Source organism: Streptomyces sp. NPDC107559 (assembly GCF_055657365.1).
Genome location: NZ_JBVKBD010000011.1, coordinates 100,364 through 116,572 on the forward strand (window position 1 = coordinate 100,364; position 16,209 = coordinate 116,572).

At 68.2% G+C, this 16,209-nt stretch carries 15 protein-coding genes and 1 pseudogene; 2 read left to right on the forward strand and 14 right to left on the reverse strand.

Annotated features, from left to right (window positions below):
• Positions 1 to 423: 423 nt before the first annotated feature.
• The 7 genes from ACZ7OY_RS29035 to ACZ7OY_RS29065 all read right to left on the reverse strand — a co-directional run bounded on the left by ACZ7OY_RS29035 (position 424) and on the right by ACZ7OY_RS29065 (position 4,903).
• The gene (locus ACZ7OY_RS29035) at positions 424 to 834 is read right to left on the reverse strand and encodes a hypothetical protein (protein WP_471914113.1); all 411 of its coding nucleotides are present in this window, start codon (positions 832 to 834) and stop codon (positions 424 to 426) included.
• 77 nt (positions 835 to 911) lie between these two features.
• On the reverse strand, positions 912 to 1,325 hold the full coding sequence (locus ACZ7OY_RS29040) for a hypothetical protein (RefSeq protein ID WP_471914114.1): 414 nt from the start codon (positions 1,323 to 1,325) through the stop codon (positions 912 to 914).
• Positions 1,326 to 1,327: 2 nt separating this feature from the next.
• Positions 1,328 to 2,425: a peptidoglycan recognition protein family protein gene (locus tag ACZ7OY_RS29045; RefSeq protein WP_471914115.1), complete on the reverse strand. Its 1,098-nt coding sequence runs from the start codon at positions 2,423 to 2,425 to the stop codon at positions 1,328 to 1,330.
• Entirely contained in the window at positions 2,425 to 2,715 is a 291-nt protein-coding gene (locus tag ACZ7OY_RS29050; protein WP_471914116.1) for a hypothetical protein, read from the reverse strand. The genes ACZ7OY_RS29045 and ACZ7OY_RS29050 overlap by 1 nt, the downstream gene beginning before the upstream one ends.
• 62 nt (positions 2,716 to 2,777) lie before the next feature.
• Positions 2,778 to 3,119: a hypothetical protein gene (locus ACZ7OY_RS29055; RefSeq protein ID WP_471914117.1), complete on the reverse strand. Its 342-nt coding sequence runs from the start codon at positions 3,117 to 3,119 to the stop codon at positions 2,778 to 2,780.
• A 10-nt stretch (positions 3,120 to 3,129) separates the two neighbouring features.
• On the reverse strand, positions 3,130 to 3,924 hold the full coding sequence (locus tag ACZ7OY_RS29060; protein ID WP_471914118.1) for a hypothetical protein: 795 nt from the start codon (positions 3,922 to 3,924) through the stop codon (positions 3,130 to 3,132).
• A 256-nt stretch (positions 3,925 to 4,180) separates the two neighbouring features.
• A complete protein-coding gene (locus ACZ7OY_RS29065) occupies positions 4,181 to 4,903 on the reverse strand; it encodes a glycine-rich domain-containing protein (RefSeq protein ID WP_471914119.1) in 723 nt (240 codons plus the stop codon).
• A 96-nt stretch (positions 4,904 to 4,999) separates the two neighbouring features.
• On the opposite strand from ACZ7OY_RS29065, the gene ACZ7OY_RS29070 reads away from it, so the two are divergent.
• Positions 5,000 to 5,257 carry a hypothetical protein gene (locus ACZ7OY_RS29070; RefSeq protein ID WP_471914120.1) on the forward strand — a complete coding sequence of 86 codons (258 nt, stop codon included), beginning with the start codon at positions 5,000 to 5,002 and terminating at the stop codon, positions 5,255 to 5,257.
• Between the two features lie 453 nt (positions 5,258 to 5,710).
• On the opposite strand, the gene ACZ7OY_RS29075 is transcribed toward ACZ7OY_RS29070, so the two are convergent.
• Together ACZ7OY_RS29075 and ACZ7OY_RS29080 are read right to left on the reverse strand one after the other, a co-directional pair.
• On the reverse strand, positions 5,711 to 6,715 hold the full coding sequence (locus ACZ7OY_RS29075; RefSeq protein ID WP_471914121.1) for a hypothetical protein: 1,005 nt from the start codon (positions 6,713 to 6,715) through the stop codon (positions 5,711 to 5,713).
• 100 nt (positions 6,716 to 6,815) lie between these two features.
• Positions 6,816 to 6,962 (reverse strand): hypothetical protein, encoded by a 147-nt coding sequence (locus ACZ7OY_RS29080; protein ID WP_471914122.1) that lies wholly within the window; start codon positions 6,960 to 6,962, stop codon positions 6,816 to 6,818.
• A gap of 147 nt (positions 6,963 to 7,109) precedes the next feature.
• Here ACZ7OY_RS29080 and ACZ7OY_RS29085 point away from each other — a divergent pair, with 147 nt between their 5' ends.
• Complete coding sequence (locus tag ACZ7OY_RS29085; RefSeq protein WP_471914123.1) at positions 7,110 to 7,547, forward strand: hypothetical protein; 438 nt, start codon at positions 7,110 to 7,112, stop codon at positions 7,545 to 7,547.
• 373 nt (positions 7,548 to 7,920) lie between these two features.
• On the opposite strand, the pseudogene ACZ7OY_RS29090 reads toward ACZ7OY_RS29085, so the two are convergent.
• The 5 genes and pseudogenes from ACZ7OY_RS29090 to ACZ7OY_RS29110 all read right to left on the reverse strand — a co-directional run.
• A pseudogene (locus ACZ7OY_RS29090) lies at positions 7,921 to 8,025 on the reverse strand (IS5 family transposase); the annotation flags it as partial.
• Positions 8,026 to 8,031: 6 nt separating this feature from the next.
• On the reverse strand, positions 8,032 to 8,877 hold the full coding sequence (locus tag ACZ7OY_RS29095) for an SCO4651 family lipoprotein (RefSeq protein ID WP_471914124.1): 846 nt from the start codon (positions 8,875 to 8,877) through the stop codon (positions 8,032 to 8,034).
• 299 nt (positions 8,878 to 9,176) lie between these two features.
• Positions 9,177 to 9,389 carry a hypothetical protein gene (locus ACZ7OY_RS29100; RefSeq protein ID WP_471914125.1) on the reverse strand — a complete coding sequence of 71 codons (213 nt, stop codon included), beginning with the start codon at positions 9,387 to 9,389 and terminating at the stop codon, positions 9,177 to 9,179.
• A gap of 201 nt (positions 9,390 to 9,590) precedes the next feature.
• On the reverse strand, positions 9,591 to 11,336 hold the full coding sequence (locus ACZ7OY_RS29105) for a D-glucuronyl C5-epimerase family protein (protein ID WP_471914126.1): 1,746 nt from the start codon (positions 11,334 to 11,336) through the stop codon (positions 9,591 to 9,593).
• Positions 11,337 to 11,443: 107 nt separating this feature from the next.
• Positions 11,444 to 15,889, reverse strand: coding sequence for an FG-GAP-like repeat-containing protein (locus ACZ7OY_RS29110; RefSeq protein ID WP_471914127.1), 4,446 nt, complete (start codon positions 15,887 to 15,889; stop codon positions 11,444 to 11,446).
• Positions 15,890 to 16,209: the final 320 nt, after the last annotated feature.

The following is a 16,209-nucleotide window of genomic DNA, read 5'->3' on the forward strand; positions in this document are numbered from 1 at the left end:
GGTGACGATGTGCGCCCAGACGCCGCGCGTATCAACCAGCTCATCCGGCGTCTTATGAGGAAGCCCGCCAGCCACGTCCGGACCGTCGAGTACAAGCGCCTCCTCACCCTGTGGACGGAAGCAGCTCGAGACGAATTCGAACCGATCGCATGACGCGACCCCACCCGCGCCGAGCTGGGTTCGGGTGGGGCTTCGTGCCCAGTGCCTCCGCGAGCAGCACACTCATGCAGTGGACATTCCAGTCCCGGCACGAGATCGCACCGAGGCGACGGGTGCACACCGGCCGCCCGTCCTCGATGGCGTGCACCCGGATCGGGTGGCCGCATCCCGGGCATCCGGGCACCCGCAGCGTCCGCTCGGCCTGGCGCAGAGCGCGCCCTCGGTCCGGGAACGCCCGCCGGTTGATCCGGCTGTACGGCCTCATCACACAGCCCTCTCCGGGGGCGCCGTGCCGGGGTGCGCCTCGGTGAAGTGCTGCCGGATCGCCGCCTCGATCCGGGCGCGCATCGCGGCCGCCCGGCGTTCCGCCCGTTCGCTGAAGATCCGGCTGATCTCTTCGGCGCTCGCCCCCAGCGGCACGCTGATCGGCCCCTCGTCCAGCGCTTCTGAGTCCTCTGCGTGCTTCCAACCGCAGCCGAGGGCACACGGGAAGCGGACTCGGTGAGCCTCGGGGTGGGGCCACCTGGGCGGCAGTTCCGGTTCGGGGATGATCGTCCACTGAAGCGGGCGGACCTCGTCGGCGCGACGGGCGGCCTCGATGGCCGCGAAGGCCTCGCGGGTCGAGGGCTGCGGAAGTTGGGCGAGGAGTTCGTCCAGGTCTGTGTCGGTGGTCACGGCGTCCTCCGTCTCATGGCGGCGGACAGGATGCCACAAACAGGACGGCCCGCCCCGGCGCGTAGGCGGGCGTCCGATCAGCGGCCGGGCGGTTCGTCCGGCGGGTCCGGCTGGGACGGCAGAACCGGCGGACTGCTCTGGTCTGACGGCTCCTGCGCGCAGGGGTCAGTACACAGCCGGGCCAGCGTCTCGTTCGCCTGGTTGACGGCGTCCCGCAGGCTGTCGCCGCCGTTGGGATACACCTCGTGGTACACCCGCCCGAGGCGTTGCTCCATCTGGGACATCCGCTCCAGCACGCCGGGCCGTGCCGCAACTCCGGGGCGGGCGTCCTCGCCGTACCAGTCGTCCAGGAACTGGCTGGTGCGCTGGGACAGGTGCAGCGCCGCCCGGCCGACCCGCCACACCGCGGTGCCCGCGCCGATGAGCAGCGATATGGCACCGCCCCACACCAGCATCGAGTCGACGGCCGGGATGCCAGTGGTGATGTCCACGCTCAGCCTCCCCATACGAGCGCGGTCAGGACGGCGCTCGCGACCTCGACCTGCTCGTCCGACTGGTTCAGCAGCCGCACCCGCATGGTCCTGTCGGTGCCGATCCGCTTCGTCAACGGCACGACGCCGAAGGTCCCGCCCGGCGTGCCGACGATCTCGTCGATCGGGTGGTCGGCCTTGAGCGCGCCGGTGGCGTCGTACTCGCTCATCCGGACCTGGACGACGCCGCCGACCGGCAGGCCTTCCAGGCGGAGGCTGAGCGAGCCGGTGAAGGTCGCCGGACCCTGTACGAACGCCGCGCCGTTCACCGGGTGGCCGTCGGGCTCGTCCGTCCATTCGGTGGTGAACGCGACGGCATCCCACAGGCCCGGAGCGAGCTCGTAGCTGTGGGCGAGGCCGAGGTTGACGTAGTCGGGCACGGTGCCGGTCTCCTTGGTCGTGGGGCTCCAGTCCGCCGGGTGCTCCAGCCGCTCGGCGACGTCGGCCCTGAGCTGCGTCATGGTGAGCTTGAAGGGGCCGCGGCGGCCGTAGCCCTCGACCAGGCCGGCCGGGTCGGGCTTGCCCTCGACGGACGTCTCCAGGTGCCCGGCGACGGAGCCCGCTCCCCAGCCGTGGTGACGGCACACGGCCGCGTTGTACCGGACCCAGCTGTCGTACTGGGCCCGCGTGTACAGATCGACGCCGTTGCCGAGGTTCTCCACCTCGATCCCGTACAGCCCGTCGTTGCCGTCGACCGTGCCGCTCGCCTTGTTCGGTGCCGGGATCGGCTTCTCGTTGACGATGGCGGTGAAGGCGTTTTCGGCCGCGGGCCCCGCGTGGTTGGCGCGGCCTGCGGCGACCAGGACCAGGACGCCGGTCTTGGGCAGGTACGCGTGCGCGAGGGGCGCCGGCAGTGCGGCGCTCTGCCCGTCGTACGCGATGATCCGCAGGCTGCTGGTCCCCGCGGTGTGGTGGTTCAGCGACCCGTATACCGGCCCGAATTTCTTGCCCGTGGCGGCGTCCCTGCCGCGGGTGGTCCATCCGTCCAGCTCCGTGAAGGGGACGCCTTCCGCGCGGAGCGCCGCCCGCCATTCGGCAGGCGCCATCGGCTCTGTGGACATCAGGCGTCACACTCTTCCAGCGAGTGCCACGTCCCGTCCGTGGGCGGCTGTTCGGCCTTCGCGACGTACTCGGCACCACCGCAAGCCAGCGGGTGGTAGAAGCCGCCGGTCGGGTTCTCGACTTTGAGCCCGACCAGCCACGCGTTGCCCTGGTCGACCTCGGCGACCGTGGCCGACCGGCAGGCTGGCGGGAAGGCCTGGCTTCCGTCCTCGCGCACGGGCGTGCCGTGGCTGACGTAGTGGACGGTGTAGCCGATCCTCGGCCGGGTGAAGGCGCTGGCAGTGCACACGAGCGCTCGCTCCTGACTCGGAGTCGTACGCCCGGCCCAGAACCAGCGGCAGTGATGGGAGTCTATCCACCGGCTCCCGCCAGGGCGGGGTCGTCGTCGAGCGGACCGCCGTGCCCGGACAGGGCTCGCGCGGTCGCCTCGGCGATTCCAGCGGCGCGCAGGTCTTCGTACTGCTGGCGGCGTGCCTCCTTCTCGGCCGTGAACAGCTCGCCGACCCGGGCATCGTGCTGCTCGCGCATCTGCTCGCGCAGCTCCTCGTAGACCTCCTCGGTCACGTACTTCGCGCCGTCGGGCAGCTCGGGCTCCAGCTCTCCGGACAGGCGGATCCGGCCGAGAGTTCCGTCCGGGTGCAGGACGTGCAGGGTCACCGGCTCGGGCAGGGGCAGGTTGGGGATGTCCAGCATGGTGCGCTCCTCACAGACTGACGATCATGGCCCGCAGGGCGAAGTGGATCTCGTAGTAGTACGCGCCTGCGCTGCCCCGTCCTGCGGTCGCGTTGAGCGTGATGGGCGCCGAGGCGCCGGGGGCGAGGGTGAACGCCTCCGGCAGGAACTTCGTGCTCTGGGAGTGGACGCCGACGATCGACGTGGTGCCGGTGTTGCGCATGTAGAACATCTCGTCCGAGGCGTGCCCGGTGCCGGCCCCGGCACCGGCCGGAAGGACGAGGTAGATGTCGACCTCGCGCTCCGTGTAGACCACGGCCGGTCGGCAGGTATCGGGGTTCTGCACGTTGACCGAGAACGTGTCGAGGACCGTGTTCTGCGCGGCCGGGACCACGATGTCGCTGTACGTCCGGTCGTCGAAGTAGCTCGTGAAGCTGATCTTGCCGCGCGGCTCCGAGCGCAGCCGTCCCTGGGTGTCACACGCGACGACGCCGCCGAAGGTGTCCACGGCACACGGGTACGGCCACGTCTGGGTGTTCGCCTTGATCGGGTTGCCGCCGGTGCCGTTGCCGCTCAGGCCACACCCGGGGAGCACCGCCCCGCCGGCCGTCGGGACGAGAAGCCCGCCGTCGGGGCCAATCGTGGCGTTGTTCCCGGCCTGCGACGACAGGCGGGCGGCAATGACACCGGTCGCCGTGCTGAAGCTGATGCCGTTCCCGGCGGACAGGCAGGAGCGGACCGCCGAGCACGGCACCGAAGCGCTGACGACGTAGGGATTGGCCGCGGAGCCTGAGCCGCTGACGGTCGTGTTGTCACCGGCATGCACTGTGCACTGGCAGAGTCCTCCGCCGCAGCCGCATCGCGCCATGGTCCACCGTCCTTGCGGGGGTTGTCTCGGCCCGGCCCACACCCAGCGGCGCGCACCGCCGAGTGTATCGACGGCCCATCCGGACAGTGTCCGGACGCGTCCACGGACGCCATCCGGACATGATCCGACCGAAGCCCGGACAGGGCATCTGAGCTGGGCGGATATCGTCCGGATGCGGTATCCGGATACCGCCCGGGTACCGTCCCTACGAGGGTCAGGCGAGCAGCCAGACGATCACGGCGCCGTCGCCGCCCGAGGTCCCGTTGACGCTGTCGCCGTCCCGGGCGAGGGCTCCACCCGCGCCGCCGCCGAAGCCTCGCCCGGCTCCGCCGCCGCCAGTGGACGCGCGCTGCGAGCCGCCGTGCCCGAGCCGGGACTCGCCACCCGGGCCGGACTGCCCCTGATCGCCGGTGAGACGGATCGGGCCCCCGCTGGGTCCGCCGCCCTGGGCCACGTCGCCGATCCCGGCGAGCGGGCCCGCCACGCCGGAGAAGCAGACCGCGGTGGTGCCAGTCGTCATGACCACCTGGCCGCCGAAGCCGCCGTTCGCGGTCACCAGGCCGCCGAAGCTGCTGTTGCCGCCGTTGCCGCCGTCGATCGTCGGCGTTCCCGCCGTACCTCCCGCGCCGATGACGATCGTCTCGTTGGCGCCCAGCGACGCGGCGTTGATCAGCCGCTCCGCGTACCCGCCGCCGGTCCCCCCGGGGTGGGCGACGAGCTGGGCGGCGTTCGCCCGCGCCCCCGCCGCCCCTCCCCCTGCCGCCTGCACCTGGACGAAGACCCGGGCCAGCCACGGGTAGTCGGCCTTCTTGAACGTGGCGCTGCCGGGCGTAGTGAAGTACAGGATCTGGCGGAGGCCCATGCTGCCGGGGACCATCGTCAGCCGGCCGTCATCCCCGACGTCGAAGAAGTCGCTGTCCACACACACGCTTGCCACGGGCTCGCTCCATCAAGGAAGATCCATCGGCCCGGCCCACAACCAGCGGCGCATCCGTCAGAGTAGCTGCGCCCACCTGCACGAAAGAGATCGTCCGTGTCTGAGCACCCCGACACCTACAACGTCACGTTTATCCTGCCCAGCAACAAATTCCTCGCTGAGGTCCGCCTGCGCGAGCTGCCCACGGCAGGACTCTTCTTCCAGCCGATCAAGTCGAACGTCAGGTACCGCATAACGCAGGTGTGCCTGATGGGCGCCGGCGACCAAGACATCGTCACCGATGTCCACTGCGAGGTCGTAGAGGACTCCCACTACGACACCCACACCGGTCAGTGGATATCAGCTCAGGGCTGACCCGGGCGACAAGGTGACCGCTGTGAGGTGCACGCTGATTCCCGGACCTGCCGGTTCAGCGACACCAGCGCCACGGCGAGGGCGACTGCGCCACACCCGAACCGCCACGCACCAACTGGTGACCTCTTCCAAGGTCGCCCACACCGTTCGCTCGTCGTCGCCCGGGTCCGGGTCCACGGCGAGCGCGGTGACGGCTGGACATCCTCCGTACGGGGCTGGGAACACCCACTGAACGCGGCCGTCCTCCCCTGTCTGGAGAACGGTCGCGACGAGGCCCCCAGGGGCCGCCGAGGGTGACGCACCGGCCACGGCCTCGGGAGCTGGATCAAGTTCGAGCGGGGCGCCGGACGTGCGCGAGCGGCCTGCGATGCGGGCCCGCTGGTCCAGGTTGCGCAGGACACCGCCGAGCGGATTGCCGACCAGGCGCCTGGCCGGGGTTCCTCGCATGGCCATCTACGCCGCCTCCGTCGCTGCCGCCGCCACCTGCACCTGCACGCTCTCCGACCCGGGGCTGTCGTTGTCGCCGCCGGTCTCCGTCACCCGCAGCCCTGTGATCTTCAGGCGCTGCGTGACCTGACGGCACGTGCTGGCGCTGGTGACGTCCAGCGCCCAGCCCGGCACGAGGCTCGGGACGTCGACCGCTGCCAGGGGCGAGATGGTGACCTGCTGGGTGTCGATGAACACCGGCACCTGCGACGTGGTCCGGCGGCGGGCCTGCGCGGCCTGGGTCGCCGAGGCGGCGTCGGTGATCTCGATCATCTGGATGTACCGCTCGTGCAGGCCGTAGTACGGGTCGGCCCCTCCGTCGGAGCCGATGACACCACTGTCGTCGGAGCCCTCGACGATCCACCGGGTGACAAGGGCCTTACCGTCCTCGCCGACCTCCAGGCCCGCAGGCAGGTCCGCGTCCGACAGCCGGCCGACGCTAACGAGGTGGGTCTCGGGCAGCAGCAGGATCTTGTTGCCGATCACCGTGTAGTCGATGCCAGCCTCGGCGAGCTGCCGCAGGTGGTCGCCGGTCTGGCCGACCCCGGCCGTGTACGAGCGCGAGCCGGTCACTCCCGCCTGGCCGACGATCTCGACCTCGTGCCCGGGGTCGTCGGGGGCGAAGCCGTCGTCGATCAGCCACTGCGCGATCTCGGACAGGTCGACGCTCGTGAACGTCTTCGACGCGTGAGGCACGCGGTCGTCGAGCCACACGCTGACGTCCTCCGCCAGGACCTCGACCTCGCCGAGCCTCCAGGTGACATCCGTGATCGGACCGTCCCACACGTACTGGCCATCACGGAAGACGACCAGACGGCTCCTCCACGACCCGATGCTCCCCAGCCGTCCACAGCAGTCACCGTCCGGCTGGATCAGGGCCCGCGCCGAGCTGGTTCCATCCAGCGTCCGGTTCCACTCGATCTCGGTCAGGACATTGGCGACAGCGACGGTCGCGCCGTTCCTGTCGAGCACGACGGCACTGTGACTTCCGCACCCCGCAACAGCCAAGGCCGGGCTCCCCTCTCGGTAGAGGTGAGCCCGGCCCAAAACCAGCGGCTATCCGTACGCCAGGTTAGCCGTCGATGCCTTTCCAGCCCTTACCGCCAGCTGCCCAGCGGACGGTCTGGTCACAGACGCCGTACTTGGCCGCCAACGCGATGGCGCTCGTCGGCTCGTGCCTTCGCGAGTACGGGATGTAGAGGCGTCGGATCTCCTGCACTTGCTCCTCCGTGAGTACCGCGCGACCGTTGTCCTCCGGCCGCACTGGGTGGAACGTATGCGCGCGGCAGCGGCCCCGACCCGCGACGACCCTGCGGTCCTCCCACCCGCTGTCCCGGGGCAGCTACCACTCTTCCCGGTCCGTCGGATGCTGTCCATCGACGTCTGCCGGCACATTCTGCAAAGACCGCTCGCTGGCTATAGCGATGTCGTCGAGCACACCGCGGCGTTCGCGGCGGACACCGGGATCAGCAAACCCATGCAGCGCAAGCTGCACGAGATGCTGCGCCTCGCGCTCGCCGTGCGCGACGCGGACGGCGACGACCTCGTCGATGAGCTGGTCCTCGACGACATCCCCAACTACGGCCGGTCCGTCCGGGCGATCCTGCTGCGGGCGGACATACTCAGGCTCCTGCCAGAGCCGCGCGAACCTGACCGTCCCCCTCGGTCTCGGACATCACGGACCACACGCCGCGTCTGGGGCGCCCCCGGCGACGACACCGAGGTCCTGCCAGCAGTGCGGCTCCTGGTTCACAGCAAAGACGAAGGTCACCTGCGAGCCCTGCTCATCCTTCGCCGCCCGTAAGAGAGGAAACAGCCCGGCATCCACGGGAGCGTGCGACCGCTGCCTTCGTGTCAACCTGCCGCTCGCCGACGGATACTGCCGCGGATGCCGATGGCACGTAGCCAACTACGGCCCAGGGGACATCGCCCGGTTCGGAACGCAGTTGTGGCTCGGTTCACCGGTCCCGGCACCCACAAGCATCGAAAGGGGAGTTCCCATGCCGGGGAGAAGTGGGACAGGCCCCCATCCCTCCGTCTCTCACGTAGAAACCAGGTATGCGTGGTTGGTGAGAAACAAGCTCAAGGAGCAGAATTCCACGGTGGTCATCAACAATCCAGCGGGCGGGGTGGCAATACCCGGCCCACCACTTCATCCTCACCCACGTTGGGCAAGGACGGCGATCAGATTGCCGCACCAGGCGCCGCAGCAGGCCGTTGAACTGGTCGAAGACGCCTTCCTTCTGCCAGGCGGCGAAGTAGCCGTAGACCGTCCTTAAGGGTGATGTTCAGCCTCCCTGCGTGCTGTTTCCAAGTGCGGTGATGTCCTTGGCCGACGGGGCTTTGATGGTGGCGGGTTGATTGATGTCGAGGAAGGTGATGGTCAGATCGAGCGGCCCGTCGCCGGTTCCGGGAAGCATGTCGTTGTGCTTCGCCCGCATGCGGAACTGCTTGGGGCGGTTGTGGCCATCTATCCACAGGTCCATAGTGAGTGGGTCGGCGACCTGTAGTTGTATGAACTGATCGAGGCGGTCTCCGATCAAGCCGTCGCTGTTGACCGTTCCCTTGTAGTGCGCGGTAGGGGCGCCGTCGATCGTTTCGGTTCCGATCGACCGAAGGTCTTTGGAGCCGGCGAGAAGCGTGGATTGAGCGGTGGGGTTTGCCTGCAACTGGCTGGGAAGCACGCCATACGACTGGTTGTCCACCGCGCTGCCTCCCCATGTGGCGGGCGCGCCGCTGAGCCAGCTCTTGCCTTTCAGCTTGTCGGAACGCAGCCCACTGCCACCGACGTACATGACCTTGTCGACGATGCGGATCTCCAGTGGGCCGCTTCCGCGTTCCGCACTTGCAAGGGTGAGCTTCATGCTCATGGCCAGTGGTTTTGTGGTCATGGAGGCTTCTGCTGTCAGGCGGCCTCTGGATGGCACGGTACCGCTGATCCGGTAGTGGAGCGATGTGATGGCGTCGGAGTTCTTCGCCGCCTTCGCCACGGCTGATGCCGGTGTCACGTCGGGCGAGTCTGCAACTGCGGAATCGCTCGCGGCCTTCTCGCAGGCAACTGATCCCCCCGCGAGTAGTACGGCTGTGAACGTTATGTGCACCACTCTGCGTGGTCTGGAGACAAGGGAAAACATTATGAACCTCCAAGAATGAATGGTGGAGTCATGCCAAGATCGCGAGTCTGTATCAGAGGGTCTTGTGTGGTCAGCTGGATTCTGCGATGCGCGTGCGGCGCCAATGGCTGTGCATATTTCGGCTATAGCGTCAGCGCATGCACTTTCGGCTGCGACCATGCATGGCCGCGTGAGCTGTGAGGCTGCAGACGGTGCGCTCGGCCTCTCCCCGGCGGATAGTTGGGGTGGCTGCTAGTTGGTTCGCGCGCGCAAAAGCCCGTCATCGGCGCTGATCAGCCCGGACTCTGCCTGCCAGTTCTTTAGCTGCGGGGGGAGGGGACCTGCTTCCAGCCCTCGATTGACTTGGTGATGAACAGGGCTCGATATACCTCGCGGGTCCACACCGTGGCGCCCTCCCCGTACTCGTGCAGTTCCTCGAACGCTTCTTCTTCAGAGTCGTAGCTGTACTTGCGACCCTTCGCGTCCTTGATCATCCACTCTCTGCTCGGCAGTCCGGCAAGTCCCATACTCACGACGGTCTGTCTCCTTGTTGATGTGGGAAAGTTCGTGGCCGCTTCGCTGGCCTGGATCTTTCGTGACTGACTGTGTCCCGGTGGAGCCGGTGCAGGCTCATGCCGGGGTGATGGTGGGCGATGCCCAGGGTCCGGTGCCGCCGAGTTCTTGGGCAATCGCTGGCGGCACCGGAGAGAGGGCTCTGCCCGGCTGATGACTGGTCACTGGCCGTCGGTGGTGACGTTGTTGTGCCAGACCCAGTAGCCGGTGAGGGAGCCGGCGCTGATGCGGAGCATGTTGCGGCCGTTGATGGTGGCGCGCTGGTCGAAGGGGGCGTTGGAGGGGTGGTCCCACTGGACGGTCTTGGTGGTGCCTATGGCGCCGTCGGTGCCGTATTTGAAGACGTCGATGGGGGTGTCGGCGGGGAAGGTGAGGGTGCGGGCGGGGATGTAGGTCTTGGTCCACCACTGGCCGCGCAGGAAGGCGGTGGTGTAGTTCTCGCCGACCCACCAGCCGGTGTAGGCGCCGGCGCTGATGCGGTAGTAGACGCCTCGGCCGTGGATGCGCCGGCGCATGGTGGCGGGGGCGGAGGTGTCGCGGGTGAAGGTGACCTGCTGGGTGGCGGTCTGGGCGTCGTCCTTGGCGGGGTCGTAGGCGCCGGTCGAGGTGGTGGCGTACTGGTAGAGGGTGTGGGTCCCGGCGGCGAAGGCGACGGTGCCGCCGTTGGGCAGGTCGTCGGAGACCAGACCCGGGTAGGGGTAGTCGTCCAGGAGCTGGTCCATGTCACGGGCGAAGGTGTAGTGCCCGGAGAACCACTGCAACTGCATGAACAGGTCGAGGTGATGGTGGTGGTAGGTCAGCGGGGCGATGCGGTGGGTGTTGCAGTAGTAGGAGACCCAGCGGGTGTTGCGCAGCCGGGGGTAGTAGTTGGCGATCGTGGTCAGGCCGCCGTCCCACAGCTTCAGCGCGAGTTCGTTCTGGGTGTACTGGTAGTAGTCCCACAGCCCGAACAGCGCGAAGATCATCCCGTTGAAGGTGTAGTCCGAGGTGCCGGGCGCGTCGATGGGGTACTCCTGGATCCAGAAGAAGCCCGCGCTGTCCTTGTTGACCACCCACGGCTTGGCGTCGTCGGCGCGCAGCAGTGAGGCGAACGCCCCGTCGGCCGCCGCCAGGTACAGGATGCGCTCCTCGTCGGTGATCTCGGTCAGCTGGGCGAGCTGGATGAACAGGGAGATCGCCTCGCCCTGGGCCATGCCGGAGTACCAGGGGGCTGTGTAGACGAGTCCGCCGTGCTCGTTGTGGGTGTAGTTGAAGGGGTAGGGGAAGTACCAGGCGCCGCGCTGCTCGACGCGCCGGTCGATCTGCCGCTGGGCCTGGGCCTTGGCGCGGGTGAGGAACCACGTGTCACCGGTGCTGCGGTAGGAGGCGAGGCAGCCCAGGCCGTACTGGATCTGCGTCACGGGGTGGTCGTAGAGCTTGCCGTCGCCGTTGATGAACACATCGGGGTCGTTGTAGAACATGCGCACGCCCTGGGCATCGACGTAGGCACCCTCATCGCCCTTGGGAGCAGGCCGGTTGCGCCAGGGGCGCAGCCCCTCGGGCACATCGACGATGGTGTAGCCGGTGGTGGCGAACTCGAACGGCAGCGTGGTGGGCACGTCATCCGCGGCCGTCCGCGGGGCGACCGTGCCCACCGCGTAGGGGATCCGTCTGCTCGCTGGCGTGATCGTGCCGCCGGTGAACTGTTCCGGCGCGGGGCCCAGCATGGTGGTCGGTGCGGGGGTGCGCGGCAGGCTGAGCACCTGGGACATGGGGATGCCCGCGCCGGGACCCGGGGTCGGGCTCGCGAGGACGTCGGCGGACGCGGCAGCTGCACTGCTTCCCACGGCGAGAGCGCCGAGCGCGGTGCCGCCGGTCAGGCGCATGAACTGACGGCGGTCGACATCGGTACGTCGTTGATCTGTCACGTGTAACTCCACTGCGAGAAGGGATGGTTGCCGATGGCAAGAGGAAGCTCCGGGGCGCCCGGCGGTGGTGTGCAGCGCTGGGCGCCCCGGAGAGATGGCGGGTCTGTCTACCAGCCGGTGCCGATTTGCTGGCGGGTGCTGAAGGCGGTGGCGGTGCGGGGGTAGAGCCACAGGACGCCGCCGGTGTCGCGGGCGATGACGTCGGGGTTGCCGTCGCTGTTGAAGTCGGCGACGCCGGCGAAGGTGTAGGAGTTCCAGCCGGTGCCGATCTGGCTGCGGACGCCGAAGCCGTTGCTGCCGTTGCCGGGGTAGAGCCACAGGAGGCCGTCGGTGTCGCGGGCGATGACGTCGGGGTTGCCGTCGGCGTTGAGGTCGGCGACGCCTGCGAGGGTGAGGCTGCTCCAGCCGGTGCCGATCTGCACGGGGGTGCCCAGGCTGGCGCCGGTGCCTGTGCCGGGGAACAGGCTCAGGGTGCCGTTGGGTTGGCGGGCGATCAGGTCGGATTTGCCGTCACGGTTGAAGTCGGCGACGCCGGCGAAGGCGTAGCCGCTCCAGTCGCCGAGGAAGTTGGTGACCGGGGTGAGCAGGTCGTGCCCGGCGTCGCCGGGGAACAGGCGCAGGGTGCCGCCGGGGGTCATGGCGACGGTGTCGGCGTTGCCGTCCTTGTTGAAGTCGCCGATTCCGGCGTAGGTGTAGCCGGTGAGGCTGGAGCCGATGTATGTGGCGGAGGTGGACCAGCCGCCGTTGCCGTTGCCGGGGTAGAGCCACAGGCTGCCGGTGGCGTCGGCGGCGACCACGTCAGGGTTGCCGCCGCCGTTGTAGTCGGCGACGTCGGCGAAGGTGAACGGGCCCTTGGGGGGGACGACGTTGGCCATGGTGGCGACCTGGACGGAGGTGAGTGCGACCTCGTTCCATACCTGTACGTCCGCGAGGTTGCCGCGGTAGAAGGAGCCCCGCGCATCGTTGGCGAGGACGTTGCCCAGGGTGAATTTTCCGGTGAAACCGGTGACTGCGGTGTGGGAGCCGCGGGCGACGGGCCGGTCGTCCACGTACAGCACCATGGCCTTGGTGGTGGGGTCGTAGGTGATGGTCAGATGGGTCCACTGGCCGATGATGGCGCTGCCGCCGGCGATGCACTCATTGCTGCGCGTGGTGTCCGAGGTGGCCATGCAGAACGACCACACCTTGTTGGACTGCGGGTAGAGAAAGAAGCCGGAGTTGTGCACGCCGTCCTGGGAGGCGACGACACCACCGGTGGCAGCGGGCTTGACCCAGGCCGACAGGGTGAATGCCTTCGAGACAGTCAGCGCCGCGGTTGAGGTCATGGCGCTGCTGGCGGTGCCGTCCAGGGCCAGGTTGGAGGAGAAGGAGACGTCGTCGTCGGTGTCCCAGACGGCGGTGGTGCCTCCGGTGAGGTTCAGTCCGGCAGCGGTGTCGGCGGCGGTGGCTGCTGGACCGTCGCTGGCGTCACTGAGCGGCCAGGTGTGGCCGGGGGCGATGAGAGTCTGGGCGCTCTGCGCGGTCAGGGTGTTGCTGGCCGCATTGAAGATCCGCGTGGTGCTGGCGCCGTTGGCGGAGACGGTACGCAGGTCCGGAGTGTGATTGTCATCGTCGTGGCCGTCGCCGTCGACGTCCCCGTCGAGGTCGGCGGCCTGCAGGATCGGTACAGCGGCGGAGGTGTAGCCGCTGCTCGCGACCTGCTGCGGGGAGACCATGCTGCTGCTGGCGAGGTCTATGAGGTCTTGCGGGGTGTAGTAGTACAGCGACCCGGTGGCGTTGTTGCGGGCGAACATCGCGGGCAGCCCGTCGATCAGGCTGCTGGTGATGCTCCAGCCGGTCCAGTCGCCGGAACCGGTGGGGTTGGTGCTGCTCACTGGAGTCGCGTTGTCGACGCCGTCAAAGATGCCGGGGGCGCGGTTGCCGGCCTCGTCCCACAGTTGGCCGTCCACGACCACGAGCAGGTCGGGGTAGCCGGTGTCAGGTTCGCCGTTGAGGGTGTGGTAGAGGTTGCCGCCGCTGGCGATGCTGGTGGCCTTGTCTCCTGCGCCGTTCGTGAACACGGTGGACAAGACGTTGGCCTGGTTGCCGCTGGTGGGCAGGAGAGTTGAGCCGTCGCCGCTGCCGTACAGGACCGTGCCGCTGCCAGTGGCGGGGTTGTAATCCAGGATGTCGTTGAAGCCGGAACCATTGTAGAAGTGGCCAGTGAGGGCCTGGGTGCCGTTCCAGTCTGCTGAAGTGCCGGTAAGCCTGGCTCCGGTGCCCTGTGCGCCCAGGTTGGTGGCGCTGGTGGTGAGCTGCCCGTCTGCGGTGCCGTGGGCGAGCCACAGTCCCTCAGACAGGCCCCCCTGGGCCCCGACGGCGGCCAGGTCGGGAATGCCGTCCCCGGTCAGATCACCGTCGCTGGCCGTGGTTGCGGGGGCAGCGATGAGGATGCAGTTCGCGGTGTCGCCGACGTTTCCGCCAGCCGAGAGTGCGGTAACGGTCAGCACGTTGGTGCCCCGGGTGGGGGTGACGCTGATGTCGGTGCTGGCTCCGTCGCTGGCCACCGAGAGGGGGGTGGCGCCGTTGAGCTGGTAGAGGTAGCCGCTGGTGGACCCGCCTGGAGGGTTGGGCGCGAGCTTGAAGCTGGCCGGGGAGCCTACCTGGTAGGTGACCGGGCTGCTGTCGTCACCGCAGTCGTAGGAGGAGTCGCCCGAGACGGCCGAGACCTTCGGGGCGCCGGGCTGGCTGGGATCGAACGTGAACTTGCAGGTGGCCGACACAGGTGATGAGTAGGTGCCGTCGGACGAGGTCACGTTCCACGTCACACCGAGGACGGAGCCGCCGGCCGCGGCCTCCAGGACCGACTTTTTCAAGATGTAGGCGGCGTTCTTGCCGGAGGCGGCGGACACGACGGGCTTGGCGATCTGCGCGCCGCCGGACGTCTTGGTGACGTTGAAGGTGTTGGTCAGGGTGCCGCCGTCGGGATCGGAGACCGCCGCGTACAGGGTGACGTCACCGTCACCGGTGGCCTTGATGGCACCAGTGCAGGTGGTGGCCGGCGAGGTGACCAGCGTCGAGGGCTTGTTCGGCGGGTGGTCGTACGTGGTGGACATCGAGATGGTGGCGTGGTCGAACTTCTTCCACCCGTACTTGTCCAGCTCCTCGCTGGCCTCCAGCCTGAGAGTGAGGTTGCTCAGGTTTCCTGCGTCGGCGATGTCCTGCATGTGGTCGGTGACGTCGAAGCCGAGCGACTGGGCGGGGCAGGAGGACGAGTAGCCGTAGGCCACGGTCTTGCTGCCCCACTGCTCTCGCCGGGTCGGCTGGTTGTCCCAGGTGGTCTTGGAGTCGATCGGGTCTGAGCGCCAGAGTTCCACCGGAGTTGCGGTGCACGACGGTGCGTAGGTCTCGGTGGCGTAGAAGTGGGAGTCGGTGATGTGCGCTCCGAAGATCCGGCTGTCCACCGAGACCTTCGCGTACGCCCGCGACTTGTGGTAAGGGGTTTCCCAGCCCTGGTAGCCGACGTGCATGCCGGTGGGGCTGGTGTCCTTCCAGTAACTGGTGCTCGGGTAGGCGGAGTTCACCCAGGTCCAGCTGGTCAGTGTCCCGCCGGCGGCATAGGTGGGATCGATGTAGACGGGGAAGACCGTGGAGGAGGCGGACAGCAGGTCCGCGTCCGGGGTCAGACGGATGGCGCCCGAAGTGTAGGAGGCGGCGACCGGCGCAATGTGCGCGCCCGTTCCCGGCTCGTCGGTACTGGAGGCCGTCGGCTTGTCTGCGTCGGAGACAGCCTGCTTGCTCGTGGTGGATCGCGCGGCCGGGGCGGCAGTCTCAGTGGTGGCGGAGTCCCACATCAGCGGGGCCGGGGCGGCGAAGACGGTACGGTCCTCGGCGCTCTTGGCCGTGATGTTGCCTGCTTCATCGGTGGCCAGCGCCACGTTCTTGGCCTCGGCGGGGAAGGACAGGGTGTCCAGGGCCGGGTTGGCGGCTGCTTCGGAAGTTTTGACGACGAGGACTTCGGAGAAGCCGCCCTGGGTATCGGCGGTGACCTTGAGGTCCACCCCGTCAAGGACGTCGGGGTAGATGGCGCTGGCCCCGTTCAGGGTCGGGGTGGGCAGGGAGCCGATTGAGGCCGGCACCGTCAGGGTCAGGGACCGGCCCTGATCCTTCATCACTGCCAAAGGGCCCTTGCCGCCATCCGACAGGACCAGGTTCGTGCTGGTCACGGCCGGGGCGATGGTGCCGTCGCTGTGGCGGGCCAGGGTGGCATCCAGCTCCTTCCAGGAGCCGGATATGTACTTGCGTACCGGAGCTACCGACTGGGTCAAGGTGAACGTGCCATCAGGATTGGCCACCTCCGCCTCGGTCGGCGTCGTCGCCGCGTCCACGGCCACCGCTTTGCCGGTGGCCTGCGCCTTGGCCGAGGCCCGGGCATCGTCCAGGGGCAGTTCAGGTGCCGAAGCCTGAGTAGTGGCATCGGCATGGGCGGTTGGCGCCGCTGCGGACAGGGACAGCGCGCTGAGCGCGGCGGCTAGCGACGCGCTCAGTATCCGGCTGCGCAAGGTGGGTCTCACCGTGGAATTCCTCTGGATCTGGTCGGGACAAGTCCGGTCACATGGATCGGCCCCTCAGTGGACCGGCTCTAGGGCCTCTGCGACCAGACGTGATTAGTGTCAAGATCATCGATCTTGTCCGACTTATGAGTGAAATTTTGTCGAATCTTGAAAACAAGTTGTGCAGAGGTGCCGGAATTGAGCACTTTCCCGCGTCCCTTGATCTCTGCGATAGTCGCCCGCGCAACTGCAACTTGATCAAGGAGCGGTGCGCAGAGGCCTGCCTATCGGCAGGAGAGTTAGGGGTATCGTCCATGGTCAGGAGATTGTGGCCACGAAGG